Origin of the sequence: Salinivibrio sp. EAGSL, assembly GCF_013366455.1 — a bacterium.
Lineage (GTDB): Bacteria > Pseudomonadota > Gammaproteobacteria > Enterobacterales > Vibrionaceae > Salinivibrio > Salinivibrio costicola.
The window spans coordinates 17,414-43,950 of sequence record NZ_JABWMG010000021.1; the positions used below are offsets into that span (position 1 = coordinate 17,414).

Here is a 26,537-nt window from a genome sequence, read left to right on the forward strand (position 1 = left end):
GCTGCTACCTTTCATTCAACCAAATCACCTCTTGCTCCAAAGCTAAGCCATGCTTCTTCATTTCCGTCACCAACTCTCGTAACTCTGATGACTGAGCTAAAAGCTTTTGGCTGTTGCGCTCGAACGAGAAAAAGTCCCGGGCGGTGTCAACCCAAAGCTGGTTTTGTCCATAACGCAACAAAAACGCCTTCCAATTCGGCATCATCCAAAACTCTGCTCTTTCTGTAAGCTTCTCTTTGAGGCGGCGGTAGTTATTCAGCCCTACTCCATCATAGTCAGCAAAAAAGTAGACTATCGGTGCCCTTTCAGGCACCGATAACCAATCAATTAGTTTGTTGTGTAGCTGCCCGCGGTACCAAATAACGGTAGTAGGTTCGTTATTAGGCAACCAATCTAGTCTGTCAAATAGCGCTTGATTCTCCACCAGCCAAATGGAATGTTCTGTGTGAAGATGTCTATTTCGCTCTCCGCCCACCTCAAGCGACAAGACACCAAACGCTTCTGTGGCTGCATTTAAGTGCTCGGTTGGCACGCCGGAAACCTCCCACAAAGGGTTCGCAACCGTTTTAGCCAGAGCGTACGTGACATCGTGACCTGCGTATCCTTGTTTGCTGCTGCGTGTCGAGGCTATGTTTGCCGATCGTTGCGGTACACTGGAAGATACACGTTGGTCGGGGGCTAATCGTTCAAGTTCAACGGCGGCTACATCTATATCTTGAATTCGATAAACAACACCACGGCCTTTAGGCGTAATTTGCACACACCGCGTTTTGTGATTGAACGCTTCAAGCTGCTTCTTTTGAGACGGTGTCATTGTACTCCCGGCAACGGAATCGGGGTAAACCTCAACGAGTCGCGAGAGTGCTTTCACCAACGCCTGGCTCATAGCGATGACTCTGCATATGATTGGGGCAGCTCTTGACTCTCTAGTGGTTCGAAAATCTGCCAGCTATTGCGACTAATATGATTTTTGCCATTGGCTTGGTGAATTGGCACACAATAACGCGCGGTGGTTAAGGGGGCTGGTGAGGCAAATATCAAGGCAAAACCGAATTGATCCGCAATCTCTATCAAACTCGTTTGGTTCTTAGTATCCAAAGCTGACGCTTCATCCAAATAACAGACTGCTTTCATTTGGTGGCGTTTATCTTGCATGAGGTACAACATCGCCAGGCCCGTCACAAGCTTCGCCATCAATACGGTTCCGTTAGAGGCGGCACTATCAATTTCTTCAAATGACTCTTGCGGCTGGCCGTGCTTGGCAACGACAAATTCAAGCCGGAATAAGTCTGCTACTCTTAAACCTTGGCGAGCATTGCCCTCATCAATCAGCAGGCTCTTCGCGCGCTCTAAATCAGCATCATCGAGGATACTGCCCTGATCAAATAGCTCAAAACTTTGACCACTTTCAGTTTGCTCTGCTTGTTGGATCAGCACATTCATCGCATCAACAAGCAGACTTTGTTCGACTGGCTCAATTTTGAAAATTTTAAGATCTGACAGCTGCCTTTGGCTGATCAGGCGGTTGAATTCCTTCATCTTACTTTGCAATGCATATAAACCACTGCGCAGCTCTCTTAAACTGGCAGTGACGTTGACGACGGCCGATCGGGCCCGCCTTTCCAGTGCTTTTTTCTCATCGTCCAAACAATGATTGAATTGAATAATACCCTCTAATTCTTCATCTTGTGTTTGCGTCATCTGAAACTTCGTCAGCCCTTTTTGACCCAATTCATTTTTCATTTGGCGCAATTCTTTTGATAGCTGATCAAGGGCTTTGCAATCTTCAATGTAGTCCTGAAGACGATCCGGAAGTGACGCCAAAGACCAATCATCCCCCGCTATCCAGGGCGAATGTGGCTGGTCAGAAAGTCCGCTAAATAGCGCTTGGTCATCTATTCTTTGTTTTTTTAGTTTTTCAACACTGCTCTCGTCTGAAGCCAGCTTATTAAGCTTATCCGCTACCTCACTTAATTGCCTTGAAAGATCGGCTTGCTTTTCTCCTGAGTTGTTAAGCGCATCGTTAATCGCTACTCGCTGTTTCTCAACAGCCTGTCTTTGCTCGATTCGCTGTGCTTGATTGTGTGTTAACTCTTGTAACTGTTGGAATTCTTTTAGCTCTTGTTCACACTGCCTAACAGCACTATTTAATTCGGCCTTTTTCCTCTCAGCCGCCTCTTGCTCTCTACTTGCTTGTAGTAATTCTTTGAGCTCGTTTATTTGCTCATTAACGCTACCAATTTCCTCCAAAACCTCTGACTCTGTTTTCTGCACATGCTGAGGCAATAGCTCATGAAGCGACAATGTTAAGCCGGGGAGCAAGCATTGCTGTGAGGACTCGCGATTAAAAACGCTTCGCAACTGCTCAGCATTAAGCGAGTACTGTGAGGGTGGCAGTTGCAGAACTTGTTGGCTGAGCACTTTGTTTAGATTATCTAACTCGTGTGTATTGAGCGTCTTAGAAAGGTGAAGGTATAAATTGTCATTTAGGGTTCGCTGTTGATACTGCAGCCGCTGGCGCTGCTGTTCTTTTTCTTGCAATTGTTTTCGAAGCATCTCGGAAGAGGAGCGCTGGGACTGAACACATAATGTGGCCTGCGCTTCATACTCTTTCTCGGCGGATCGTAACTGGCTCTCTAGGAATCCTTGATCCGGAATCAGGGCAAAACGCGCTTCCAGCTCTTGATGTTGCTTCTCCGTACGATCTAGCTTTGCCAGCTCATTGACTAAGTCTTGGCGTTTCCCTGCTTGAGCGATATCTTGCTCTCGAAGTTCACGTGAGGTTTGTTCAAGCTTAGCCTTTTGCTTAACTAGCTGTTCCCGCGTCGTTTGAACGTGACCATGCCAGTCTTTTAGCAACGCATCCACTTTCGGTTGGCATACGGCAATCTTTCCTCGTAAAGATAAGGTACGCTCAAACTTTTGCTCGAGTTGGTAAATCATCTTTTGATTATTGAAAGCGGCTAGGTACTGCTCGTGCTCTAAGTTAATGTCTTGAAACGCTTTTTCCCATTCCTGCTTAAAATCAATACTGGCGTTGGGTAGCTCTCGACTAAATATCGTTAACAAATATTCTTTCACATCACTAGAATTTAGTTTGTCGAGTCGCAGCGTCTTGGTGAGTACCTGCTGGAAGGAACGGGCATCGCTAATATGCTCAAGCTTAAATACGGTAAAGTCAATATCGCTCGTCTTCTTGCTTTTTGCACCGCCATAAATCAAGTGACGGAAGTCCCTCTCGTTATATCGATGGACGCTATATTTCTTTTTTGCTAAGTGACTGACAAGCTTTGGTTGGCTGACGATATTACCATCATCTAAACGATAATCGTCTAAATTCAACTCTCCCTTGTAGGCAAAGTACTCATAGTCATGGCCCACCCCTTTACCGACACACCCAAACACTACTGTGCCCGTTTGCGGTAGAATTACTTCTAGTAAGATATAGGCGCTGTTATTTGGGAAGTAAAAGCGACGCGTTTGATCTCGCGTGTGCGAGCCAAAATCCATTTTTCTCTGATCGATGATAAGTAGAAATTGAAGCGCATTGATAAGGCTTGTTTTGCCATGGTTATTGGGTGCGATTAATGATACAGAATCATCGAGAGGAAGTTCAGCGCGCTGGTATCCCGCACTGCCGATTAACGCTACACGTTGAAAGCCATAACTTAACATGATTCATCTTCCTCATAAGCCGTAGCCGCTATATCACTCTCAGATGCGTGCTCTGTAATTGCTTGGAAGTGATCAAGGTAGCGATATACCGACGGCAACAAACGCCAGTGATTGTTCTCTTGAACGGCAAAACCTTTTCGCACAGCGTTGTCGAGTATCTTTGCGAGTGCATCTCGGTTTAGCTCTTCTGCATCCAAAAGTCCTTGATGCTTTCCGTAAATGTCATCGAGTAAGGTGTTATCAATTGTCCATTGGTAAAACTGGCCAAGGGAGCGACCGCTATCCGCTTGATGATCAAATAGCACCATTAGCAATAACGCTAAATGACGCGATTGTTTATTGATGTTCTGATTACCTTCTTCATCATGAAACCAAGCAAAGCCGCGTCCATCAATCCGCAAATCAAAACCTAGGTTTGCAAATAGATACTGATACTGTTCTGCTTGCAGCTCAAGCTCATGCCATAGCGCGGCATCCGCCGAGCGGTTAAGGTGTCGTCCAGAGCTAAAAAGGTGAAATAACTCGGTCAAATGTGCCAGTTCATTTAAATCGATTTTTCTATTTTGCATGATCTATACCCTTTGCAGGAGTTGGATCAGTTAATGCCCTGATTTTATGGGGGTAATAAGTAACGGCGACGGTGTTTAACGCTGTAGTATTCGAGTGTGGCCCTAACGTGCTTTCCCATTGAGGCTCTTGCACAAGTTCATGGTAAAGTCTTAATAACGCTGCGTCCGGTAAATGCGGATAGTGTTCCCTCAGCCATATCATAAGATTGTCAACCGGCAACGAATCGCTCAGCTTTTCTCTCAACCGCGCTTCATCCACCCAGCTGACCGTTGAACTCGTCGGTCCATCTCCTTCATCAGGGAAAACAACAGCAATAGGCTCAAAATTCATGAATTCAGCCATTAATTCGCGCACCTCATTGCCCAATTGAATTTTGGTGACACGGCTACTTGTCCACAAAGGTAGCCCCTTGGCGTTGAGCCCTCGCGCTAATCCCTTTTTACGAACTTGACTGAGCTGCTTACTAATCACCGCTGAAAGCTGGTTATGCTGTCTTGCTTCCTCACGTAATGGCAGCAAAGTATCAGCACATTGTTGAGCAATGACGCGTCCTTGATAACGAAGCTCTTTCACTTGATAAGCTATCTGGCGCATCGCCAGCCTTTGTTGATACAAAGCGCCACGTATCGAGAGTCGATCGACCGCATCATCCAGTGCTTCTTCTGCTTTTTCTAATAACGGGTAGAAGCTACCACCAAGGCCGCTGTCCATCATTTCGTTCATCGGCTCAACGTATTGATCGTACACTTCTAGGACTTCACGGTAACGACGTTCTATTGGCATACTGGTATCCGCCGATTTCGCTAATTCTGCTATTTCAAAAATTGCTTGTTTGTCTTGAATTAGCTGTTGGGTGATCTTTCTGACAAGCTCTGAGAGTCTGTTCGCGCCGGTACGCAGCAAATCATTGTCCGACCCATCTAGCCCTGCTAACACCTGACTGGTGGCGTCTTTAATCGCGTCGACTCGTGCTCTAAGTACTGCTGATAGGCCAAGCTCATGCTCTTGCGTCAAGCCTCTCACAAAATCCACGACTAATGTATTTAGCTGATAGTCACTACTTCGGTTGATAAGTTGCAATATATCTGCATTAACAAGGCTTGTGAGCACAGTATTACTGTCTGTTTGCTTATTTTTGAATTGATTGATCACCTGCTCAAGTACTCTCAGCTCAAACGCTGGAAACTCTCGCGAAAGCCGCGTTAGCTGCTCAACAACCTCCCAATGTTGATGTAACTGAAAAATGAGACTTTTAGGTGCGACCATTTCACTCCCTTATTCAACGACTTGCCGGCTTTCATTCCGCCGAGACTATCTGCAGGTTTAACTATTTTTATGATGTCTCCTTAATAGCAGTAGGTAAACACTAAACGCATAAACATGTCGAATAACCAGACTAGGATCTAAATTGCGCACGTAGTCTATTAGGTGAGAGTAGCTATTTCGATACCGCGCGTTGTCATCGATAATCCAGAACACCTCAGCTTTTCTCATCGATACCGTTAAGTGGTATGATGCGCGCCATTGTCGCGCCACTGACTTGTATGACGTTGGCGCATTCGCATCAGCAAGGTTGTACAAACATGGTTAACAACAAGATCCAGTGGTTTCCGGGCCATATGCACAAGGCACGCAAGGAAATCGAAGAAGTCGTCCCTAAGATCGATGTGATCATCGAAGTGCTAGACGCACGCATCCCCTTTAGTAGCGAAAACCCTCTGATCCGCACACTGCGTGGCGACAAGCCAGTGATCAAAGTACTGAACAAACGCGATCTTGCCGATCCGGCCATGACAGATATTTGGATGGCCCACTTGGAGCAAGAGCAAGGCGTTTCAGCAATGGCAATCACCACGCAGCAGCAAAGTGAAGTCAATCGAATCATGGAGCGGTGCCGCGCACTGGCCCCTCATCGCGAAGCCATGGGTAAAAATATTCGCTCGATGATCATGGGGATCCCTAACGTAGGCAAGTCCACCATCATTAACAGCCTTGCTGGTCGAGTGATTGCAAAAACAGGTAACCAGCCCGCCGTGACGCGCCAGCAGCAACGGATTAACTTGCAAAACGGCGTGGTGCTCTCTGATACACCGGGAATTTTATGGCCAAAGGTTGAGAATCCACATAGCGGTTTTCGTCTCGCAGCAACCGGCGCTGTGAAAGATACAGCAATGGACTACGACGAAGTGGCTTTTTATACCGTGGAGTACTTGGCGAGTGCCTACCCCGAGCGGCTACAAGAACGCTATCAGCTTGATGTATTACCCGACACAGACATTGAGTTGATGGAAGCGATTGGTGCCAAGCGCGGTTGTCTGCGCGCGGGAGGGCGGGTTGACTTGCACAAAGCCTCGGAAGTGCTGTTGCATGATTTACGCGCCGGTGCGCTAGGTGGCCTCACGTTAGAGAAACCGGACATGATTGAAACCGAGCTGGTGCAGGTTGAAGAAGACAACGCCCGCCGAGAGGAAGAAAAAGCCGCTAAAAAAGAGGCCCGCCGTAAGCGTTACCTCAAAAACAAACGTTAATACAATTCGTGACATAACAACAAGTCACATGCCAAAGGGGCATTCGGCCCCTTTGGCAAGGATGCAGCTAGACTTTAAATTGCCCCACTAATTGTTGCAACGCCGTATTTGCCGCTTGTAAATCATGTGCGCGCTGCTCGGTAGTTTGCCCATGTTGATGCAGCTTGGCGACGATATCACGGATAGACGTCATGGTTTGACTAATATCTTCAGTGACTTGGCTTTGCTCGGTGGCGGCCGTGGCGATTTGCGTGCTTAGCTCGTCAACCTGCGTCACTGATTGGGTCATGGTTTCAATCCGCTGCTCAACCTGTTGGCTACTCTCTGAAGATGAGACACACTGCTCTCTCGTCTCCTGCATGGATTGACTAGCCTGTGTCACAGCGTCACTGACCTGTGCCAACATCTTATCGACTTCACCGGTGCTCTGTTGCGTCCGCGAGGCGAGGTTTCTCACTTCATCCGCGACAACCGCAAAACCGCGTCCTTGGTCGCCCGCCCGAGCCGCTTCAATCGCCGCATTCAAGGCAAGTAAGTTAGTCTGTTCTGCAATATCACCAATCACGCCGAGAATCGATTCAATTGCTTTAGTATGCTCTCGCATTTGCGCGACTTTTTGCTCACTGGTTTCCACGTTATCGACGAGGGCTAAGACACTGCGTGTCGATGCCTGCGTCTCTTCACGCGCTTGCTGGGCTTCTGATTGCATCTGACGCGTGACATCATGGCTTTGATTAACGTTTTCCGCGACATCAGAAGCAGAGGCACTTAGCTGATTAATCGCGGTAGCAACGCCTTCTGTTTCTCTTACATGGGCATCTAATGTCGATAAGGTTTGGCTAGCATCATGACTGATTTGCTCAACATAGTTCGAACAGGTTTGATTTGCGCTCATCACTTTCTGTACTAAGTCTTGCAAGTACGCGATGAAGTCATTCACTGAATGAGAGATGCTATCCAGCTCATCATTACCTTTTGTCGGCAATCGTAGTGTGAGATCCGCATCGCCTGAAGATAAGCTATCCACATTTTGCTTAAATGTCGCAAATCGGCCATGAAGTCGCTTAAAGGCAATGAGCATGACCACGAGCAATAAGCCGATAAGAGGTAACTGGATCCAAGCAAGGGTGGTGAGAATTTTATCGCTCAGCGCCGTGAGTGCCGAGGTTGGCTTGGCAACGACCAGCGTCCATGGCGTACCAGAGACTGGCGACAGCAATAAAGTTTGCTCCTGGTCTTTACCTTCAAAGATCAAACGCTGCGTCTGTTGATTTAGAGCCGTATCAATAGCCTTGGCAAAAGGCGTGTTGAAACGTGAGACCGATTTAAGTACATCGTCACGCGTGAAACCACCACGGCTTTGGCTAAGGATCTTGCCATCGGATTCCACAATGGCAATGTTGGCATCTAAGGCTTTTTGCTTTTCCGCGACCAGTTGGTTAAAAAAGCCAAGGGTGACATCAATGGTTGCTACACCATATAAGCTGCCTTGCTGATAAATCCCCATGGCACAATTGGTACGAGGCTGAGCGCTGGCACCATCTTTATAAGCATTGGCCCAAACGCATGCTCCCCGAGGCGCATTTTGACCCGCACGGTGCCAAGGTTGGGTGTAATAATTTGGGGCCTCGTCGCTATTCCAGTAAGTATTGTCGACCAATTGTCCGCTATCATCACGGTGATAAAAGGTGGAGGCGCGATCAACGCCCGCGAGGCGTTTATTAGGTAGTGGCCATATACCGCCTCCAAATACCAGAGGGTTGCCGTACTGATCAATAAGGTGCGGTAGTTGGGTATCGATTTGGGCGCTGGTTAAGGTTGGGATAAGTTGCGTAATGGCGCGCTGCTGCGCTTTTACCTCACGAAGGGCGAAGGTAATATCGCGGCCCACTTCATTCAGGTTAAGCTTAAGTCTTTCTTCTCCCTCTTTTTTAGCGTCGGTGCAATCCATGTCTGTATGCTAAAAACAGTTAGGATCGTCGCGATCAGTAAAAAGACGATCAATCCGATACTGTATCGACCTTGTATGGTGGCAAAAGGTGATCGAGTCGGTTGCATGAACATTCCCTATTTTATTTACAACTTAGAGATATGAGTATAAGACACCGAAATCTTGTGTTGTAAAAAAAGCGTGGGGGGACATCACATTATGTGTACGCAGTTATAAAAAACCCGTCGTACCGAAGTACGACGGGCGTATGCTAATGCCTTTATGTGATTATCATTGTTTATGACGTCACATCCACCAGCGCATCGGCCAACCTATCGATGTGTCGCTCTGCCAGACCAGCAATGTTGATCCGGCTATCTCCTACCGCATAGACGCCGTGTTTGTCTCGCAACTGATGGATCTGCTCACCAGTCAAACCAAGTACGGAAAACATACCACGATGGTGTTGGATAAAATCAAAATAACCGTCACCTGTGCGATCGCGAAGGGCTGACGTCAGGCCTTCTCGTAAGGCATTAATGCGGGTGTTCATGGCTTTAATTTCATTGCGCCATTGCTGCGTAAGCGCATCATCCGTCAAAATGGTTTCGACAATTGCGGCACCGTGATCCGGTGGCATGGTATAGGTGCTGCGCGCCAGTTGCATGATGCGCCCTTTCGCATTCTGCGCTTCTTGGGCAGATTTACCCACCACAATCGCCGCGCCTGTACGTTCTCGATACAAGCCAAAACTCTTAGAGCAAGATGTCGCAATTAATAGCTCTTCAACATTATCGGCTAAAAGACGCAAACCCCGAGCATCTTCTTCTACCCCATCACCAAAGCCTTGATAGGCAATATCAACAAAGGGGGTAAATCCGTTGCGATTTGCAAGCTCTGTGATCGCTTCCCATTCCTTCAGGCTTATATCAGCACCCGTGGGGTTATGACAACAACCGTGTAACAATACCACATCGTCGGCGCCCGCCTGTGATAAGGCATTCAGCATGGCATCGGCATCCACCATTTTGGTCTCACGATTAAAATACGGATAGAATTTCACCGTCAGGCCTGCCGCTTCCATCACCGGCTTGTGATTCACATAGCTGGGGTCTGTCAACCATACGGTGGTCACCGGCTTCGCGAGATTCATCAGATCGGCCAGCATACGCAGCGCCCCACTTGCGCCTGGTGTTTGCACGGCGGCACAACGGTCATATGCGTCCGTCCCTTTGAGTAAGAGATCGACCATAGCTTGGTTGAAGTTTTCATTGCCGGCCAGGCCAACATAGGCTTTCGTTTGCTGAGTTTGCGCTAGGGATTGTTGTGCCGCTTTAACGGCTTGCATAATTGGCGTTTGACCATGACTATCACGGTAAACGCCAATGCCTAAGTCCATTTTATGCTCACGCGGATCGTCACGATAAGCCAGTGACAAAGAGAGAATGGGATCCTGCTGGGCAGGCGAGAGCAGATCTAACATAGTAATACGTCCTTTTAAGCCTGGATGCTCAAGATACGCTATACCCTACCCCATGCGGGAAAATTGGCAACCTCTTACCCGCGATTCTCTTGTCGATGTTGCGCACGCTCGGACAGAAAGTGTACGCATTGGTTGGCACTCCCCCGCCATACGAGGTTTGGATCGGCCTCTGCTTGGATAAATTTGCCGTCGATCAACACATCAATCAACGCCACCACCTCTTGCTGCTCAGAGGATAATTGTTCCAGCGTGTAGCCTGTCCACAACCAAATGTCTTTATCCGGGGCACTTAACACCACTTCTTGTAACATTTTTTTTACACTGTCGAGGTTAGCAGGATGCAAAGGATCGCCACCACTTAACGATAAACCGCGCCGCGGGATCCGTGTATCGAGAAGATCACGAATGATCTGATCTTTAATCACATCAGTGAAAAGGTGGCCACTTTTCAGCGGCCATGTGGCTTTGTTATAACAGCCCCGACATTGATGCTCACAACCTGAGACAAACAAAGTGCAGCGCGTGCCAGGCCCATTGACAATATCGACCGGGATATACTGGTGATAATGCACGATATACTCCCTACATATGTTTAACGCGGCGGATCACTTCTTGCTGCTTACCTGGGTTAAATGGACGTGTATCCGGGCTACCCAAATAGCCACAGACGCGACGAGTCACCGACACGCGCGCTGGGTCGTGATTACCACATGCCGGACAGGTAAAGCCTTTGCTGGTGCAGTCAAATTCGCCGGTAAACCCACATTCATAGCATTCATCGATCGGCGTATTGGTGCCATAGTACGGCACGCGATCGTAGCTATAATCCCAGACGTTCTCCAACGCTTCTAAATTATGCTGGATGTTGGGATACTCGCCATAGCAAATAAAGCCACCATTGGCTAAGCGTGGATAGTCCATTTCGAAATCGATTTTATCGTAAGGTGTGACTTGTTTTTCCACGTCGAGGTGGAAGCTGTTGGTGTAATAGCCCTTATCCGTCACCCCTTCAAGCACACCAAAGGCTTGCGTATCAAGCTGGCAAAAACGACTACAGAGGTTCTCACTCGGGGTGCTATACAAACTAAAGCCATAGCCTGTTTCTTCTTTCCAGCGCTCGGTCGCATCATGCAAGTAGGCGACAATCGCTTTCGCTTTCTTTTGCTTGACCACGCTGTCGTAAAGATGCGGCGTGCTGCCATAAAGGGCATTAATCGTTTCGTGTAGGCCAATATACCCTAGCGAAATCGATGCTCGGCCATGTTTGAAAATCTCACTGACTTCATCATCTGGGTTAAGGCGGATCCCACATGCACCTTCCATGTATAAAATGGGCGCCACGCGGGCTTTTACCCCTTTAAAACGCGCAATTCGAGTATCGAGTGCCTGACGAGCAATATTTAACGTTGCATCGAGGCGCGCATAAAAGGCGTCTTCATCCCCTTCTGCTTCAATCGCCAATCTGGGTAAATTGACACTGACCACGCCTAAGTTATTCCGCCCTTCATGGATCAATTCGCCGTTTTCTTCATAGTCACTTAAGAAGCTTCGGCAGCCCATCGGGGTTTTAAACGAACCGGTGACCGATACAACTTGGTCATAATTGAGAATATCGGGATACATTCGTTTTGAGGCGCATTCAAGCGCAAGTTGCTTGATGTCATAGTTCGGATCGTCAGGCTGTCGGTTTAAGCCCTCGCGAATGCAAAAGACCAATTTAGGGAACACAGCGGTTTTGCGATTTTCGCCCAAACCGGCAATACGGTTGGCTAAAATAGCACGTTGTACCGCACGTGCAGACCATGATTCACCGAGCCCTAAACCAAACGTAACAAACGGGGTTTGCCCATTGGCCGTATGTAAGGTGTTTACCTCATACTCCAACGATTGAAACGCATCAAAGCACTCTTTATCGGTTCTTGCTCGCGCATATGCCTCGGGCTCAGCAATGGCCCACTCTCGCGCCACAAGTAAATGTTTTTGGTAGCTTGCTTCAACGTAAGGCGCTAACACCTCATCAATACGATTGATGGTGGTGCCACCGTATATATGACTCGCCACTTGCGCGATAATTTGTGCCGTCACCGCTGTGGCGGTCGAAATCGACTTAGGCGGGGCAATTTCTGCGTTCCCCATTTTAAAGCCTTTTTGCAACATGCCGGCTAAGTCAATCAACATGCAATTAAACATGGGGAAGAAAGGCGCATAGTCTAAATCGTGGTAATGAATTTCGCCTGATTCATGGGCGCGGACAACGGCGCTCGGTAGCATGTGCTGTTTGGCGTAATGCTTCGCCACGATGCCCGCGAGTAGATCGCGTTGCGTCGGAATAACTTTGCTGTCTTTGTTGGCGTTTTCATGCAGCAACTCGGTGTTCGTTTGACCGACCAACCCTTGTACCTCATGATTCAATCGCCCTCGGCGCTCTCGTGCAATGTCTCTATCGTGGCGGTATTCAATGTACGCGCGCGCGACCGCTTTATGCGGGCCAGCCATAAGCACATCCTCTACCGCATATTGGATGTGATCGATATCTACTTCGGCATCGCCAGCAAATTGCGTCGCAATGGTATCCGCTAAACGACGAATCGCCTCATCAGTCAATGGGCATGATTCAACGTCACGCAGCGACTGCGCTGATTCTCGCGCACACGTCACCGCCTGAACGATACGATCTGCATCAAATGGGACGCGTGTTCCGTCGCGCTTAATTACCGCTGGCATATGCCCTCCACACCATATATAGGATTATAAAAACATCATAAACACAAGATGTGGCATTAGATAGCAAATGCGGGATCGATTGTGTTGACTCAGATCATCGAACTTTCGAATAACCAAAGTCGACCGTTCAAACGCCTATCTGTTCTCCAATTTGCTGGTCTGTATTGTTGCAATTATTAGCGAAAATCAAACCTTGTCCGCAATTTGATCGCGAACTCACCTAGACGTTGAATATTTGCAGTAGGATCACGGTGAAAAGCAAATGATTAAGGTAAGGGGCAATCGTGCTTCGACGCGTCGGACTGTTGGTGCTGCTAGGGCTATATGTTGCCCCAAGCTATGCACTCACGGTAGCAACATGGAATTTTGAATGGCTAACCTTAAAGACCGATCAACGGGCTGGTATTCGCCATGAAGAGGATTACCTACAACTCGCGGCCATATTGGCGCAGATCTCTCCAGACGTGTTGGCATTTCAGGAGGTCGATAGCCCTGAGGCGTTAGCCCGTGTGATACCAAAAGAAAAATATAACTATTACTTTTCCGACCGTTACGCAGCACTCAAATCCTCTTCTCACAGTCAGCAGCTGACTGGCATCGCCGTGCGCAAAGGTTGGCAGGTGGACGATCGGAAGGATTTTCGTGAGATTGCCTTACCCGGACTGTTTGGCCTCCCTTCTTTGCGTTATGGCGCCTATGTGGTGATCACGCCTCCTGGCCATGCACCTATTCACTTGTTATCCGTTCATCTCAAGTCGGGATGTTTTCACCAACACCAAGGCACAAGCAGCTGTAAAAAACTGAGTCAACAATTCAGAGCGCTCGCGGAATGGCTCGCGGTTCGTGATGATAAAAACGTTATCATTGCCGGCGACTTTAATCGCTATATCGGAGAAAATAATGATCCATTTTGGCATACATTTAACGCTCATCGCCTTGAAATCGATGCCAATCCCCCCAACATCGTCAACGTCACCAAAAACGTGCGAGCACGCTGTAAAGCACGGCGTTACAATTGGCGCACTCAAACTTGGAACCAGGTGATGTACAGCCGCTTAGTGGATCATGTTTTGGTCTCTGAGCCTCTTGCCAATCAATGGCAGTACAGTTTTCAGTATCAGTTTGACTACCACAAGGTAATGACACATCGGCTCAGCGACCACTGCCCGATTGTTGCGCGCTTCGACATTGAGTCGGCGTCGAAATAGATTGACCCAATCGCAAAAGGTTGAGAAGGTCTTAATGCCGCTAGGAATGTCATGGTATTGACACAGTGAGCCGTTAGCCTTGCTATATGTGATGGGTTAACGATCACTCAAGGAGAAAAAATGAACAGTTTACAGCATCAGGTTATCCCAACAGATGATGACCTGCTAGCCGATTATCTTGATGATACATCGGCGCATCATCGCCCCAACATAGCGGGCCACAATGATGTCTTTAGTGATGATATTGAAGACGCCACACGCTAATCTGATTGCCTCAGCGTTAATTTAACTTCACGCTGACAACGCGTCATCCTACCCTTGTTACGTTGTCAGCAAATCCACCGACGTGTCGATATATTATGAAAAAAGCTCTCTCTGCGGTGCTGTTATGCGCCTCTTTTCTGTCTTTTCAAGCCCTTGCGGCCCCCGAACTGATAGCCAAATCAACCCTTGATTTTGGTGACTTCGAAAAAACAGCGAATGTCGAGATCGAGGGCAATATTCAAGACGATGTACTTCGTCTTGTTGAGCGTGGAGTCAAAGAAGAAGAAGCTGACTACTTTGTGATTAACCAAGTCAGTGAAGATACCCACAAAGAGGTATTGATCGTGTCGGTGACCCTCTACCGTGAGTTCACTACTGACAATCAAAAACGCTTTGAGAATCGGCTCGGATAAGCATGGAATGATAAGAGAGGTAGGTACGAGTGCGTCCCAGCGTCGACCTACCTAACGCTTTAGGCTTTCCTTTGTTACACTTCTGCACTTTATAACGATAAGAGCAATGTTGTGATTGGAACCTTAAATAAAATGCGCACCGAAGCAGGCGCATCCGTGCAGTATTTTCTCCGTGTCGGTGAGCAAGAACTACACCTTAACCCGCTACTGGGCCACACGCTCACCCTGACACACACTGGCAATATCTTTTGTGATGCGTGCGGTCGAAAAACCAAAAAAAGCTATTCACAAGGTCACTGTTATCCCTGCATGAAGAAGCTAGCGCGCTGTGACATGTGTATTATGAAGCCTGAAACCTGTCATTATGCACAAGGGACATGCCGGGAGCCTGAATGGGGCGAGCAGTTTTGCATGACCGACCACATCGTGTATCTCGCCAACACGTCTGGGCTAAAAGTCGGGATCACACGCGCGAACCAAATGCCAACCCGCTGGCATGATCAAGGCGCAACGCAGGCCCTGCCAATCTTCCGTGTGAAAACCCGCCATGTATCTGGCCTGGTTGAGGTGGCAATCGCTAAACACGTTGCCGACAAGACTAACTGGCGTGCGATTCTCAAGGGGGACAACGACGTACTTGATTTACCAACAGAAGCGGAACGCCTCACCCAGGCCATTGCATCCGAGCTTGCTGATATCCGTTTACAATTTGGTCAAGATGCCATTGTGCCGGCTGAGCAAGGCGCTCTGACATTTAGTTACCCTGTCACTGAGCATCCAACCAAGATAAGCTCCCACAACTTTGATAAAAATCCGCACGTAAGCGGTATATTGAAAGGAATAAAGGGCCAATATTTGATTTTCGATACTGGCGTGATCAATGTGCGTAAATTTACCAGCTATGAAGTCACGGCTTCGCACGAGTAACTGACACTTGGGGTTCCCCTATAACCGTGCAAGGCTACCCACAGACTTGCACGGTGTCTGCTTTTATCGGTGTGCTTTATCAGTCAGCACCGCCATCGTAAGACGGCTCACGCATATATCACGGCCGCGTTCATCTTGGAGGGTAATACTCCAAACTTGCGTGGTTGCCCCAAGATGAATCGGGCGTGCGACCCCGGTCACTGTGCCTTGTCGCATCGCGCGTAAATGATTGGCGTTAATATCGAGGCCGACGCAGTATTTCCCTTCAGGCACACACATATTAGCGGCGAGTGATCCCAAAGTTTCAGCCAACACCACCGACGCACCGCCGTGCAACATGCCCAGCGGTTGATGCGTATGCGCGGCAACCGGCATGGTGCCTGTTAAGCTGTTGTCATCAAACGCCGTATAAATAATCCCTAAATGCTCAACCAAGGTATTCGCCGATGAGGCATTTAGCCCCGCGAGCGACATGTCTTTTTTCCAAATGCTCACCATGTCTCACCTATTATTCATTCAATAACCGCTAACGGTTGCCCTGATGATCAACGTCGACTAGCGCAACACGAAGAAAGCAGCACCGTAGACGCCGGGGCGATAAGACAGTACATTACCTGTACTAACTGAGCGCCGTTCACGGCATGCTTCGGTCACGCCCATGTTAGGTAAAACGATACAGGAAACAATCATGCGACGCACGGCCCACACAGTCATTCTGTCTATCTGCTTCATTCTCACACTTACAGCCTGCTCAAATTCACCCACAGGCCGGAATCAGCTTTTGCTCTTTTCTGGCAATCAAATGGCTGACCTAGGCCAGCGTTCATTTGAGGAAATGAAGCAATCCCAGCCAATCAGTCAGGACAAAGCCGTGAATACGTACGTACAGTGCGTGGCTCAAGCGATTTTAAAAGTGGTTCCGCCTCAATCAAATTTTTCCGAATGGGAAGTGGTGGTGTTCGACAGTGAGCAAGTGAATGCGTTTGCTTTACCAGGCGGAAAAGTAGGCGTCTATACCGGCCTACTCAATGTCGCAGAGACGCCCGATCAATTAGCAGCGGTTATTGGTCATGAAATTGGTCATGTGTTAGCCGATCATAGTAATGAACGTCTTTCTCGCTCTCAACTTGCCGCACTGGGCCTAACAGTTACCGGTATGTCTCTATCAGATAGCCCTCATGCCGCCATGGCAATGGCCGGTTTAGGACTTGGCGTGCAAGTCGGTATTTTGCTGCCCTATAACCGCGCGCAAGAATCAGAATCGGATAAAATTGGCCTACAGCTGATGCATCAAGCCGGTTTCAATCCGAGTGCCAGTGTCGACCTATGGCGCAATATGGCCAAAGCGTCTGATGGCGCGCCACCCGAACTGCTCTCGACGCATCCGTCTCCCAACACTCGCATAAAAGCACTCGAGTCAGGTGTGTCTCGCTTGCCTAACGTCCCTCACCGTATGACAGCCCAGTGCCAACGCCCGCGTACAAACTAATCATATGCAAACATTGTATTAACAAAGTGAATTCACTCACAAAGGCACTATCTATCGTGACTGATAATCGATGAAGCACAGTAACCCCTACCCTTGTCACACAAATCATTAACCTTTGTGTTACGCTTAGCCTAGGTTTTAGTGGGTAGTGATTCTGTGTGATTAAGCAGTCTTTCATCTTTTTGATTTGCATGCTATGGGCGCCGTTTACGTTAGCAACGTCACAACCCCATGCAGATTTATTTGATCAGATGTTTGAAAAACATGCACTGGTCATGATGCTAATCGATCCTGATAAAGGCGATATTCTTGCTGCTAACACAGCTGCCAGCGAATTTTATGGGTATTCGCGTGATACGCTGGCGCAAATGAACATCAAAGAGATTAACGATTTATCCCCTCAATCGGTTGCAGAAGAACGAAAGCTGGCAGCATTAGAAAAACGTCGTTATTTTGTGTTCCGTCACCAGTTAGCCGATGGCTCAACCCGTACCGTTAAAGTCTCATCGGTTCCGGTTTCTTATCGCGGCAGTCCAGTGCTTTTTTCTATCGTCACCGACATCAGTGAATTTCGCGCCACACAAGAATCCTTGTGGCATTACCAAAATCGTCTAGAGCACATGGTTGATGAACAAACTCAACAGCTTGAAAAACGCACAGACCACCAACTGATTGCGACTTCACTGGTTATTATCTTTCTCGGTGTGATGTTGACCACGATGTGGCTGGTGTTACGCAAAAAACGCCGCACCGAATATGAGTTACAACTTGAACGTGGTCGTCTCGATGAAATTATCCGTGGTACACATGTAGGCACGTGGGAGTGGCACGTCCCGAGTGGTCAGCTGGTAGTGAATGATCGCTGGGCCGAAATCATCGGATACAGCCAAAAAGCGCTTTCTCCGATCACGATAGAAACATGGAAGTCACTCTGTCACAGCGAAGACTATGTCTATGCTCAAGAGAAAATACATTCAGCCTTTGGTGACTTAACGCCAAACTATGAATGTGAGTTCAGAATGCTGCATAAAGAGGGTTTCTGGGTCTGGATATTATCGAAAGGCAAGGTGATGGAGTGGGATCGGAGCCATAATCCAGTCCGGATGGTTGGTACACACCAAGATATTAACGAAACCAAGCGTTTGTACCTGCAGTTTGAACACATGGCCCATACAGATACCTTAACAGGTGCCCTCAATCGAATGGCATTCAAACAACGCGCCGACCAAGCACTGGTCCAAGCTCGGCAGCAAGGTGCGCACTTTTCTTTACTTTTTATTGATTTAGACGGCTTTAAAGCAATTAACGATACCTACGGCCATGACGCAGGTGACAGCGTACTCGTGGAAACCACAAAACGCATGAGTAGTAGTATTCGCAATTCTGATACGCTTGCTCGCCTTGGTGGCGATGAATTTGCCGTATTGCTCGAATACACCAGCCATCCAGATGACGCGGGGCGCGTGGCTGAAAAAATAATTGCCGGTTTAAGCCAGCCCTTTCATGTCAATAACAATCAAGAAGTCACACTCTCAGCGAGCATAGGTATTGCCTGTTACCCTGAACATGGTGAATCGTTTGAGTCGTTATTAAGTTGCTCGGACGCCGCCATGTATTATGCAAAAAGGACATTAAACGGCGGCATTTTTGCGTACTGTGATCCCAAACGAGACACGATTTGACCTTAAAAGCTCGCTCCACCTCAAAAACAAAAATAAGCCTTATCTAAAAAATCGAGTCGCAACCAGTAATTTCGCTATGATGACGCGCAGTACTTACTCTATGATGACGCTATAGCTTTAGGGCTTTGACTCGCTAATGCCTCATTGGTCACATCTTGAATCGAAATAAACATATGATTCACTTCACCACGCGTATTGGCCATCGGATGCATGGTGATATTTTGGTACATAAACGGTAACTGTCCGGTAATCGGGCGCACATGACGGCAGCGAAACAAATAAGGTCGCTGTTGCCAAACAATGAAACTGCGACACCGTAATTCGAAAACCGGCTGAGACTTGGCGCGAAACCAGGACGCATTGATCTCGGGAAACACGTCGAACAGCGAACGACCTTGTACATCTTTCGCATGTTTGCCGCTATGGTGGATCATAAATCCGTTCCACATTTGGATGTGAAAATCGCGATCGAGTACGATTAATCCCATATCGATATGCTGCACCATATCTAGCATCCAATGGAATTGATCAAAATCTTGTGTGCTCATTCCATTACTCCTCATCCATCAGGTACGCTAACTTGGCATCCAGTAGCGGTAGTGATTCATCCAACAGCAGCAATAGAAGATCGCATTTTATCTCGGTACCATCAATCTGATAACTGACCTCAATGGTCACTGTTCGCTTCCATGAACCCTTCATCGCCGAGATCAATTGGTCAACGTCAGCATGTTGTCCAAGTAAGGCCGGATAGCTTTGCGAAAACTCTAACGCCGCCTGATCGCCCAGTCCGCGGAGAAAAGCGCTGATTAAAATGTTGCTCACATCCACAAGGAGCTCTAATTCATTATCCACCGATCCGTCGTCTGGGTAGTCGAGCAGTTGGATCATTTCAGTAATACTCGAGTCACTGATCAACATCAGCGCTTCACCAGCGATCCCTTCACCACTAAAGCCTTGGCACACTCCATTCATGGTGTTGGACTGGGCCAGATGGCGAATCGTCATGGTTAATTCAGTCACCTCAAACACATTTACTTGCGGCAAAGGCATATGGACAAACACACCGCAGTGCCGGGCGAGTTTATCCGCCGCCTGGCCCATGGCAATGTTCACGACTTCCATATAAATATCACGACGGCTCAGTTTTTCGTGCGACGTTTGCGCACGCTGGGTATCTAAAGTGGATGTATTAGGCAAATAGGCTTTGATTAACGCATCGACCCGCTCGCGACTAATCGGCTTTTTAACAAAGTCTTTCGCGCCTCGCTCCAACACTTGCTGCTGTGCTAATGGCTGGATATCACCCGACACCACCACAACCGGAGTGGTCATGCCCGCTTTTTGCATAGCCTCTAACGTTTGATAACCGTCTAATTCTGGCATGGTCAAGTCTAGAAACATGATGTCAATCGGCTGACTGTTGAGCACGTCGAGTGCCACTTTACCGTTTTCAGCAAAGTGCACGTCAGCATCGAGGTCTTGAGGCAAGGTTCGAGATAGCTGTTTGCGCGCTAGGGCAGAATCATCGGTGATCAATATTTGTTTGGTCAAAAGCCTCTCCTTTTCGACTTCTTAGCTGAGACTATGGCAGCGTGATCACTGTAAGCATAAACCAAGTTCGCCAGGTATGAGGTCGAACCCGTAAAAATCACTGAGATTATTTGAGATCGCTAAGGATTCACGTTTGATTGCGTGACATCGTGTTCGCACAGATAGCTCAGCCGGTCGGGGCGAGTCATCAGCATCGGGGCATGCACGTAGAAATGACGTAAACAGGTTAAACACAGCTGGACGCATTGATAGACTTTTTCACGGATGGTCTCAGGATCGTCATCAAACTCCCCAGTTAACAAGGCACGCCAATCCTCGGCAAGCTGATCAATCATAGCAAGGTCCGTCTCTTGCTCGATAATATGCGTCAGCGCCGCTTTTATCGGGACAATGTCTTCACTGGCAGCAAATATATTGCGTAACGCAATAATCACATCCATCAAGGCATCTTGTGTAACCGGTTTTTTTGCTGCCGCATAGAGGCGAGACATGGCCAATCGAATCCCGCTGGAATCGGTATCATCCACCAGCATGCTCCAACGCTCAATATCCACTAAGTCTTCATCACCAATTGCCACAGGATCGCTGGTTTCCGCTACGGTGCTAAAATCTTGTCGTCGGTTGTCCAATGAAAAGGGATCAATACGCCACACCCACTCTGGCGCGACAAATGCCTTATGTTGGCCAAGATAACAAAGCGCCATGCATAAAATGATATTCAGCTCGGTAATTTGCTGCTCGCCCTCAGCATCCAGAACCTCCTCGGGCCAATCATCGTCTTCAAGAAAGTCGCCAAAGTTGATCGCAAATGCGTAGCCAGACTCTAACATAAAGCCATTATTCCGGCGCTTCGCCATTAGCCCCGCTGCTTGTAAGACATATTCAGCAATACCCGGGGTGTAGCGCCGTACACTGCCCCATTTGGTATCGAGTTCGGCCAAATTCGTGAGCGCCGCATTACGAAATCCTACAAACATGGGAATATGCACGACCTCACCATCGGCAAGGCTGCGTGCCATGTCTAACATCTCTTGGACGGTAGTCACGAAACGGTCAGCACTGACCACGCCACGTATCCGCATTAAGTCATAACTATTGACCAAAATGGAGACAGGGAGACTGGCTAAACTCACCATGCCGCGATGCCCGGTGGCATCTTTATAGTCACCACACGTTTGTTGTGGCTCTTTGCCAGTGGTGGTGAATAATCTTGATAAGGCAGGATCGGCCGCCATCCGCTTTTGCACCAACTTACTGATAGGGAATTGCTCAATAGCTGCGGTCAGGTAACCTGCTCCCCGATAAAAAAGGTGCGGGCGTTGTCCCGCCTTAATCAGAAACAAGGGATACAACTCACCGGCCAGTTGGCAAAATGCACTGGTCAAGGGGTCGGCGGTGGTGATCCGCGTGGCGAGCTCTCCCCCTTGTTGTGCCCGCCACACATTAAAGACATGACGACCATTTTGCATCACATGGGGGAGGCGATAAAAAAAGATTGTTCACTTTCTCCCTGGTCAACCGCGGATACCCGTAGCTGACGGCACAGCTCAATATACTGGTTCAGCGTGTCTCGCTGGATCCGGCTTAGTCCGAGTTTCTGCATTAAAATTAAGCGGCCTTCGGCCTCTGTGACATTCAAGATGTAACTCACCACACGGTGGCCCATCGCCTTCACAAAGTGCGGTATGGCCGGATAGGACATCATACTTCCTAACCTTTCGTGAATAAGGAACACGTATACATATCGGCACACATCCTAAAAACTATAAAAATCAAAAAAAGCGTCAAACCAACAACGCCAACGAGCGAATAGGCTATGGCATCCTCCCAACGCTTTCCCATGTTTACCTAAGTATAGCCATTTCAATCATTAATCTTTCGATGACAAACCCAGAAACAATTTTGCGCACAAAGGGGATGACGAGGCCTTGACCAATTGATGACCCCCATCTATTCTAGCGTACAAGTGTACGCTTAAATAAAGATAAGAGTTATGGAAACCAAAACGACAACCTCACCGCCGCAAAAACCACGTTTGATTTGGCTAAATATCAGCGTATTTACGCTCACGTTTTTCATCGCGGTCATTGGCACCCCGCTTTGGGCTTGGCACCATGGTTTCGATTGGATGCAGATCACCGCACTGATTGTCGCCTTTAGTTTTTGTGGGCTGTCGATAACGGCAGGCTATCACCGCTTATGGGCCCACAAAACTTATCAAGCCCATCCGGTCCTGCGGTTTATTTTTGCCATTGGGGGCGCGTTTGCACTCCAAAACAGTGCCCTTCATTGGTCATCCGATCACCGTATTCACCATCGTCACGTAGATGACAACGATGTCGACCCTTACTCGGCGAAACGCGGCTTTTGGTTCTCGCACCTAGGCTGGATGTTACGTGAATATCATCCCGACCGTTATGGTGATTACAGCAATTGTCGTGACTTGCAAAAAGACAAGATCGTGATGTGGCAGCACAAGCACTACTTGGCCCTGACACTGGCAACCAACTTTGGTTTTCCTATCGCGTTTGGCGTGATTCACGGCGATGTGTGGGGGGCCATTTTACTGGTCGGCTTCACACGATTAGTGCTCAGCCACCATACAACGTTTTTCATTAACTCCTTGGCCCACGTATGGGGAAGTCAACCGTACACCGAGAAGAATACAGCCCGCGATAATGGTGTTTTAGCCTTTATGACCTTTGGTGAGGGGTACCATAATTTCCATCACATCTTTGAGAATGATTACCGCAACGGCATTCGCTGGTGGCAATTTGATCCAACGAAGTGGTTAATTAAAACGGCCTCTTGGCTTGGGTTGGCTGAAAAGCTGCGTGTTACGCCGGAAGAAAAGATAGAAAAAGCACGGGCGACAATGCAGCTTCAGCGTGCAACGCAAAAGCTAAGCAATAAGCCCAATGCCGCGCATCGCTTGCAAATTCTACAACAAGAATACGATACCTTGGTGGCGAAGATGGCTGATTACTACACGCTCAAAAAACAATTACTGGCATTTGAACGCGATAAATTCCGCGAAAAAGTAGAAAAGGCCGAGTTAAGTCAGCAATATCAAGATTTGAAACTGCGTTTTCATCAACAAAAACGCAGCTGGCAAGTACTCACAGCGAAATACGCCAGCTAACCCAACGCCATCGTCAACGTCGATAAAAACCGGTCAGTGATACTGACCGGTTTTATTGTCATTTTCTATAACGGCGTGATTTATTCGGCCGGCGGCTCGAGAAACGAAAGCAAGATGGTTTCTAACTCATCCCACGGTAAGGGTTGGATATCAATCACCTCAATCCGTGACTCTGCCGTTTCAATCGACATGGGTGTGACGGTGACAACCTGATTGGCAACGTTAAACGCAAAAAATCCCTCTTCGGTGTTTACCACCGCCTTGATTCGCTGAGCATTGAGATTGCTAAATAACCCATACAAGGCATCAAAGGGAAAACAACAGTGCGCGGCAAATAACCAACCACAACTGACATAGCCCTGCCCCTGATTTTCTTTGCGGGTAAAAATGTCATCTGGACCCAACGCAAGCGTGGTCATCGGCTCAGCATTGCTGTGATGATGGTGATAATGCGCTTTGCGATCTTGCCGAGGTAGCGAAAGCCATGCCGTCTCGAGCGCGCCGTGTTCAACGCCAGTCACCAAGCTTTTCTTGCCATCAAACGCCGCGACATAATCATAAAACGTTGCGATTTGCCCTTCAGTACACTGATCGAGCTTGTTGGCGACCACCACATCCGCTAACGCGATTTGATCGTGAAAATTCTGATTTTCACGATAACGCACATCGTCAATGCAACGCGGGTCCACCAAGGTCATCGTCGCGCGTAGCGACAAATGGGTATCGAAAGGCGGCTGGGTAAGCTTACCGATAATATCCTTAGGATGACCCAGCCCTGTCGGCTCAATTAAAATTCGATCCGGCTTTTGCGCTAATAGCGTATTCAAGCCTACCGTCATAGGCAACCCAGCGACACAGCACATGCATCCCCCCGGCACTTCCTTCACCAGCGCACCTTGCTCAGAGAGGATCGCACCATCGACACCCACTTCACCAAACTCATTGACCAATACCGCCCAGCGCTCTTGCTCAGGTTTATTCGCCAGCAAATGACGAATGGCAGTCGTTTTGCCCACTCCAAGAAAGCCAGTGATGATGTTGGCTGCTACGTGACTCATTGCTTTATCCTGCTCGTTATCTGCATTGACGTAGTGTAACGGATCGCGAAAAAGTCGTCGCCTATTGGTAATCATGCACTGAAAAGCCCCATTTCCCATCCAATCAATTACACAGAAAGTGATGAAATATCATACACTCACTGAACGTGGTGATCATTGCTGATAAAAGCTTGATGAACAACTCCCACTAAACGCTGCGCGTTTTGAAGGAGTTTCAAAAAGAAAGCCTAAGCTGCCTCTTTAGGCTGGTTCCCAGCCTGAATACCTAACGCCCAGTTTAAATTAACTTGCGCACTGGCTACATCTCGGGGCTTCTCACAGCCACAATCGCATGAGTGCCAGCGATCAGCTAAGGTTTTTTTCTTCTTAGCTCCGCAGTCTGGGCAGGTTTGACTTGGCTTAACTTGCTTTGTTGGTACTTCAACGTATTCGCTACCAGCTTCTTCCGCTTTATAGGACAGCAAATTAAGAGTCATGGCTGGCGCGGTATTCAGGATTTCCCGATTCAAGCCAGCCTTTTGTTTTACGTTCTTCCCATGCTTCTCAGCAGCCCCTTTGGCGGTGCTGGTCATGTTCTTAACGGTTAGTTTTTCAGTGGCAATTAATGCCGCCACTTTCACTAATTTTGCAGTTTCTTTATGAGTAAAATCGAGTCGTTGACGGGCGATTTTTTGGTGCAATTTAGCAATTCTGTGCTTCAGTTTGCGATGGGCGCGAGTCCCCCCTTTTGCTAACGCAAGGTCGCGTTGCACAGACGCTAGTTGATCTTTGCTGTTTCTCAGGTAGCGAGGGTTTTCGACTTGCTCAAAATGGCCATCTTGATCGATGGTCGAAAAATAATGAGAAACACCCCAATCAAGACCAATGGCTTTAGTGCCACACTGTCTTTCAATGGAATCGTATTCCATTGAAACCGAGATAAACCACTCACCATTCTTGCGAATGATCTCGGCAGTTTTTGGCTTACCGCCAGCGTTTCTGGCTTTGCCTCGGATCTTAACGATGCCGACATTAGCCAGATAAACTGCGCCATGTTTTTTCTCTTTTAGGTGAAGTTTCCATCCATCACCATGCGCTTTGTAACCCCAGCCTTTAAATCGTTGAAATGGCTTAAATCGTGGAAAGCCAGCTTTCTTATCACCTTTCTTTAAACGGCGAAAAAACCCGTCAAATGCCAGTGCAACCCGCTTTAATGTGACTTGTTCACTCTGAGCATTGGCATTGAAAATGCCATGCGCTTTGCGAGTGTTGCGCCAGAGAGTATTAATTTTGCACTGCTCTGAAAAGCTAAGGCCATAATCAGAATTGCGGTAAGTTTCGATGCGATCACGTAAAGCCCAGTTGTACAACTGGTGATGATGCACAAACAAATCCATCAGCGATTCTTCTTGAGAAGCCGATGGTTTCAGTTTGTATGTGACTTTACGGATTGCTTTTTTCATACAACTGATTATATTTAGTTATTATGAAAAAAAAGCTATAAACACGCTTTATCACAGCGTTTATAACATTCACTACCATTTAGTTCTTGTGACTAAATATCGCCGTCATTGTATCACGCCAGAGGTTGCTGCGTACTTAGAGTCTCAGTATAAAAGATTACTGGAAACTTGGGGTTGTGAACTCTTGGAGTGCAACGGTGAACCAGATCATCTTCACCTTTTGATTTCTGCGAACCCCAAAATACAACCAAGCAAAATGGTGAACAGCTTAAAAACTTCCACATCAAGACTTGTTAGAAAGGAGTTTTCTGAGTACTTGGGTAAGTTTTACTGGAAGCCAGTTTTTTACAGCAGAAGTTATTGTCTGGTTAGTTGCGGAGGTGCGCCACTTGAGATCGTGAAGCAATACCTAGATCAGCAAGAAGGGTTTGATTAAAACCACCACTTC

Annotated in this window: 24 protein-coding genes; 9 read left to right on the plus strand and 15 right to left on the minus strand. The window is 47.9% G+C overall.

Features of this window, described 5'->3' with window-relative positions; all coding sequences use genetic code 11:
- Positions 1 to 4: 4 nt before the first annotated feature.
- From HLG76_RS12585 to HLG76_RS12600, 4 genes are all read right to left on the minus strand, one after another.
- The gene (locus HLG76_RS12585) at positions 5 to 814 is read right to left on the minus strand and encodes a Wadjet anti-phage system protein JetD domain-containing protein (RefSeq protein ID WP_254877689.1); all 810 of its coding nucleotides are present in this window, start codon (positions 812 to 814) and stop codon (positions 5 to 7) included.
- 68 nt (positions 815 to 882) lie between these two features.
- On the minus strand, positions 883 to 3,675 hold the full coding sequence (locus HLG76_RS12590; protein ID WP_175993778.1) for a hypothetical protein: 2,793 nt from the start codon (positions 3,673 to 3,675) through the stop codon (positions 883 to 885).
- Positions 3,669 to 4,244, minus strand: coding sequence for a hypothetical protein (locus HLG76_RS12595; protein ID WP_175993779.1), 576 nt, complete (start codon positions 4,242 to 4,244; stop codon positions 3,669 to 3,671). Before HLG76_RS12595 ends, HLG76_RS12590 begins: the two co-directional genes overlap by 7 nt.
- On the minus strand, positions 4,234 to 5,511 hold the full coding sequence (locus tag HLG76_RS12600) for a hypothetical protein (protein ID WP_077670189.1): 1,278 nt from the start codon (positions 5,509 to 5,511) through the stop codon (positions 4,234 to 4,236). The genes HLG76_RS12595 and HLG76_RS12600 overlap by 11 nt, the downstream gene beginning before the upstream one ends.
- A gap of 317 nt (positions 5,512 to 5,828) precedes the next feature.
- Here HLG76_RS12600 and ylqF point away from each other — a divergent pair, with 317 nt between their 5' ends.
- The gene (ylqF, locus tag HLG76_RS12605) at positions 5,829 to 6,773 is read left to right on the plus strand and encodes a ribosome biogenesis GTPase YlqF (RefSeq protein WP_025744796.1); all 945 of its coding nucleotides are present in this window, start codon (positions 5,829 to 5,831) and stop codon (positions 6,771 to 6,773) included.
- A gap of 67 nt (positions 6,774 to 6,840) precedes the next feature.
- Here the strand turns inward: ylqF and HLG76_RS12610 are convergent, their stop codons facing one another.
- The 4 genes from HLG76_RS12610 to nrdD form a co-directional block, all read right to left on the minus strand.
- Positions 6,841 to 8,724, minus strand: a complete 1,884-nt coding sequence (locus HLG76_RS12610) for a methyl-accepting chemotaxis protein (protein WP_217706580.1) — start codon at positions 8,722 to 8,724, stop codon at positions 6,841 to 6,843.
- Between the two features lie 277 nt (positions 8,725 to 9,001).
- Complete coding sequence (locus HLG76_RS12615; RefSeq protein ID WP_077460774.1) at positions 9,002 to 10,186, minus strand: amino acid aminotransferase; 1,185 nt, start codon at positions 10,184 to 10,186, stop codon at positions 9,002 to 9,004.
- Positions 10,187 to 10,260: 74 nt separating this feature from the next.
- On the minus strand, positions 10,261 to 10,758 hold the full coding sequence (gene nrdG, locus HLG76_RS12620) for an anaerobic ribonucleoside-triphosphate reductase-activating protein (protein ID WP_175993780.1): 498 nt from the start codon (positions 10,756 to 10,758) through the stop codon (positions 10,261 to 10,263).
- Between the two features lie 10 nt (positions 10,759 to 10,768).
- Complete coding sequence (gene nrdD, locus HLG76_RS12625) at positions 10,769 to 12,910, minus strand: anaerobic ribonucleoside-triphosphate reductase (protein WP_077661308.1); 2,142 nt, start codon at positions 12,908 to 12,910, stop codon at positions 10,769 to 10,771.
- A 284-nt stretch (positions 12,911 to 13,194) separates the two neighbouring features.
- Between nrdD and HLG76_RS12630 the strand changes: the two genes are divergently transcribed.
- The 4 genes from HLG76_RS12630 (at position 13,195) to HLG76_RS12645 (ending at position 15,722) form a co-directional block, all read left to right on the plus strand.
- On the plus strand, positions 13,195 to 14,118 hold the full coding sequence (locus HLG76_RS12630; RefSeq protein ID WP_175993781.1) for an endonuclease/exonuclease/phosphatase family protein: 924 nt from the start codon (positions 13,195 to 13,197) through the stop codon (positions 14,116 to 14,118).
- Positions 14,119 to 14,238: 120 nt separating this feature from the next.
- Positions 14,239 to 14,382 (plus strand): hypothetical protein, encoded by a 144-nt coding sequence (locus tag HLG76_RS12635; protein ID WP_158009982.1) that lies wholly within the window; start codon positions 14,239 to 14,241, stop codon positions 14,380 to 14,382.
- A gap of 95 nt (positions 14,383 to 14,477) precedes the next feature.
- Positions 14,478 to 14,795 (plus strand): hypothetical protein, encoded by a 318-nt coding sequence (locus tag HLG76_RS12640; RefSeq protein ID WP_077460778.1) that lies wholly within the window; start codon positions 14,478 to 14,480, stop codon positions 14,793 to 14,795.
- A 132-nt stretch (positions 14,796 to 14,927) separates the two neighbouring features.
- Entirely contained in the window at positions 14,928 to 15,722 is a 795-nt protein-coding gene (locus HLG76_RS12645; RefSeq protein WP_175993789.1) for a DUF2797 domain-containing protein, read from the plus strand.
- Between the two features lie 63 nt (positions 15,723 to 15,785).
- On the opposite strand, the gene HLG76_RS12650 is transcribed toward HLG76_RS12645, so the two are convergent.
- Positions 15,786 to 16,217 carry a hotdog fold thioesterase gene (locus tag HLG76_RS12650; RefSeq protein WP_025744795.1) on the minus strand — a complete coding sequence of 144 codons (432 nt, stop codon included), beginning with the start codon at positions 16,215 to 16,217 and terminating at the stop codon, positions 15,786 to 15,788.
- 193 nt (positions 16,218 to 16,410) lie between these two features.
- Between HLG76_RS12650 and HLG76_RS12655 the strand changes: the two genes are divergently transcribed.
- Both HLG76_RS12655 and HLG76_RS12660 read left to right on the plus strand, forming a co-directional pair.
- Positions 16,411 to 17,211, plus strand: a complete 801-nt coding sequence (locus HLG76_RS12655; RefSeq protein ID WP_077460779.1) for a M48 family metallopeptidase — start codon at positions 16,411 to 16,413, stop codon at positions 17,209 to 17,211.
- A gap of 158 nt (positions 17,212 to 17,369) precedes the next feature.
- Complete coding sequence (locus HLG76_RS12660) at positions 17,370 to 18,893, plus strand: sensor domain-containing diguanylate cyclase (protein ID WP_175993782.1); 1,524 nt, start codon at positions 17,370 to 17,372, stop codon at positions 18,891 to 18,893.
- A gap of 98 nt (positions 18,894 to 18,991) precedes the next feature.
- Here the strand turns inward: HLG76_RS12660 and HLG76_RS12665 are convergent, their stop codons facing one another.
- From HLG76_RS12665 to HLG76_RS15045, 4 genes are all read right to left on the minus strand, one after another.
- On the minus strand, positions 18,992 to 19,441 hold the full coding sequence (locus tag HLG76_RS12665; protein WP_021023812.1) for a PAS domain-containing protein: 450 nt from the start codon (positions 19,439 to 19,441) through the stop codon (positions 18,992 to 18,994).
- Positions 19,442 to 19,445: 4 nt separating this feature from the next.
- Complete coding sequence (locus tag HLG76_RS12670; RefSeq protein WP_077576957.1) at positions 19,446 to 20,447, minus strand: response regulator; 1,002 nt, start codon at positions 20,445 to 20,447, stop codon at positions 19,446 to 19,448.
- A gap of 119 nt (positions 20,448 to 20,566) precedes the next feature.
- Positions 20,567 to 21,916 (minus strand): hypothetical protein, encoded by a 1,350-nt coding sequence (locus HLG76_RS12675; protein ID WP_254877690.1) that lies wholly within the window; start codon positions 21,914 to 21,916, stop codon positions 20,567 to 20,569.
- Positions 21,916 to 22,152, minus strand: a complete 237-nt coding sequence (locus HLG76_RS15045; RefSeq protein ID WP_254877691.1) for a hypothetical protein — start codon at positions 22,150 to 22,152, stop codon at positions 21,916 to 21,918. Before HLG76_RS15045 ends, HLG76_RS12675 begins: the two co-directional genes overlap by 1 nt.
- Before the next feature lie 288 nt (positions 22,153 to 22,440).
- Between HLG76_RS15045 and HLG76_RS12680 the strand changes: the two genes are divergently transcribed.
- Positions 22,441 to 23,589: a fatty acid desaturase gene (locus tag HLG76_RS12680; RefSeq protein ID WP_077460782.1), complete on the plus strand. Its 1,149-nt coding sequence runs from the start codon at positions 22,441 to 22,443 to the stop codon at positions 23,587 to 23,589.
- Between the two features lie 80 nt (positions 23,590 to 23,669).
- Here HLG76_RS12680 and HLG76_RS12685 read toward each other — a convergent pair whose 3' ends face one another.
- Positions 23,670 to 24,647 carry a GTP-binding protein gene (locus HLG76_RS12685; protein ID WP_077670023.1) on the minus strand — a complete coding sequence of 326 codons (978 nt, stop codon included), beginning with the start codon at positions 24,645 to 24,647 and terminating at the stop codon, positions 23,670 to 23,672.
- A 227-nt stretch (positions 24,648 to 24,874) separates the two neighbouring features.
- Complete coding sequence (locus HLG76_RS12690) at positions 24,875 to 26,089, minus strand: RNA-guided endonuclease TnpB family protein (RefSeq protein WP_175993783.1); 1,215 nt, start codon at positions 26,087 to 26,089, stop codon at positions 24,875 to 24,877.
- Between HLG76_RS12690 and tnpA the strand changes: the two genes are divergently transcribed.
- Positions 26,064 to 26,525 (plus strand): IS200/IS605 family transposase, encoded by a 462-nt coding sequence (gene tnpA / locus HLG76_RS15215; protein ID WP_217706581.1) that lies wholly within the window; start codon positions 26,064 to 26,066, stop codon positions 26,523 to 26,525. The two genes, HLG76_RS12690 and tnpA, sit on opposite strands and share 26 nt — an antisense overlap.
- The last annotated feature ends 12 nt before the right edge of the window (positions 26,526 to 26,537 follow it).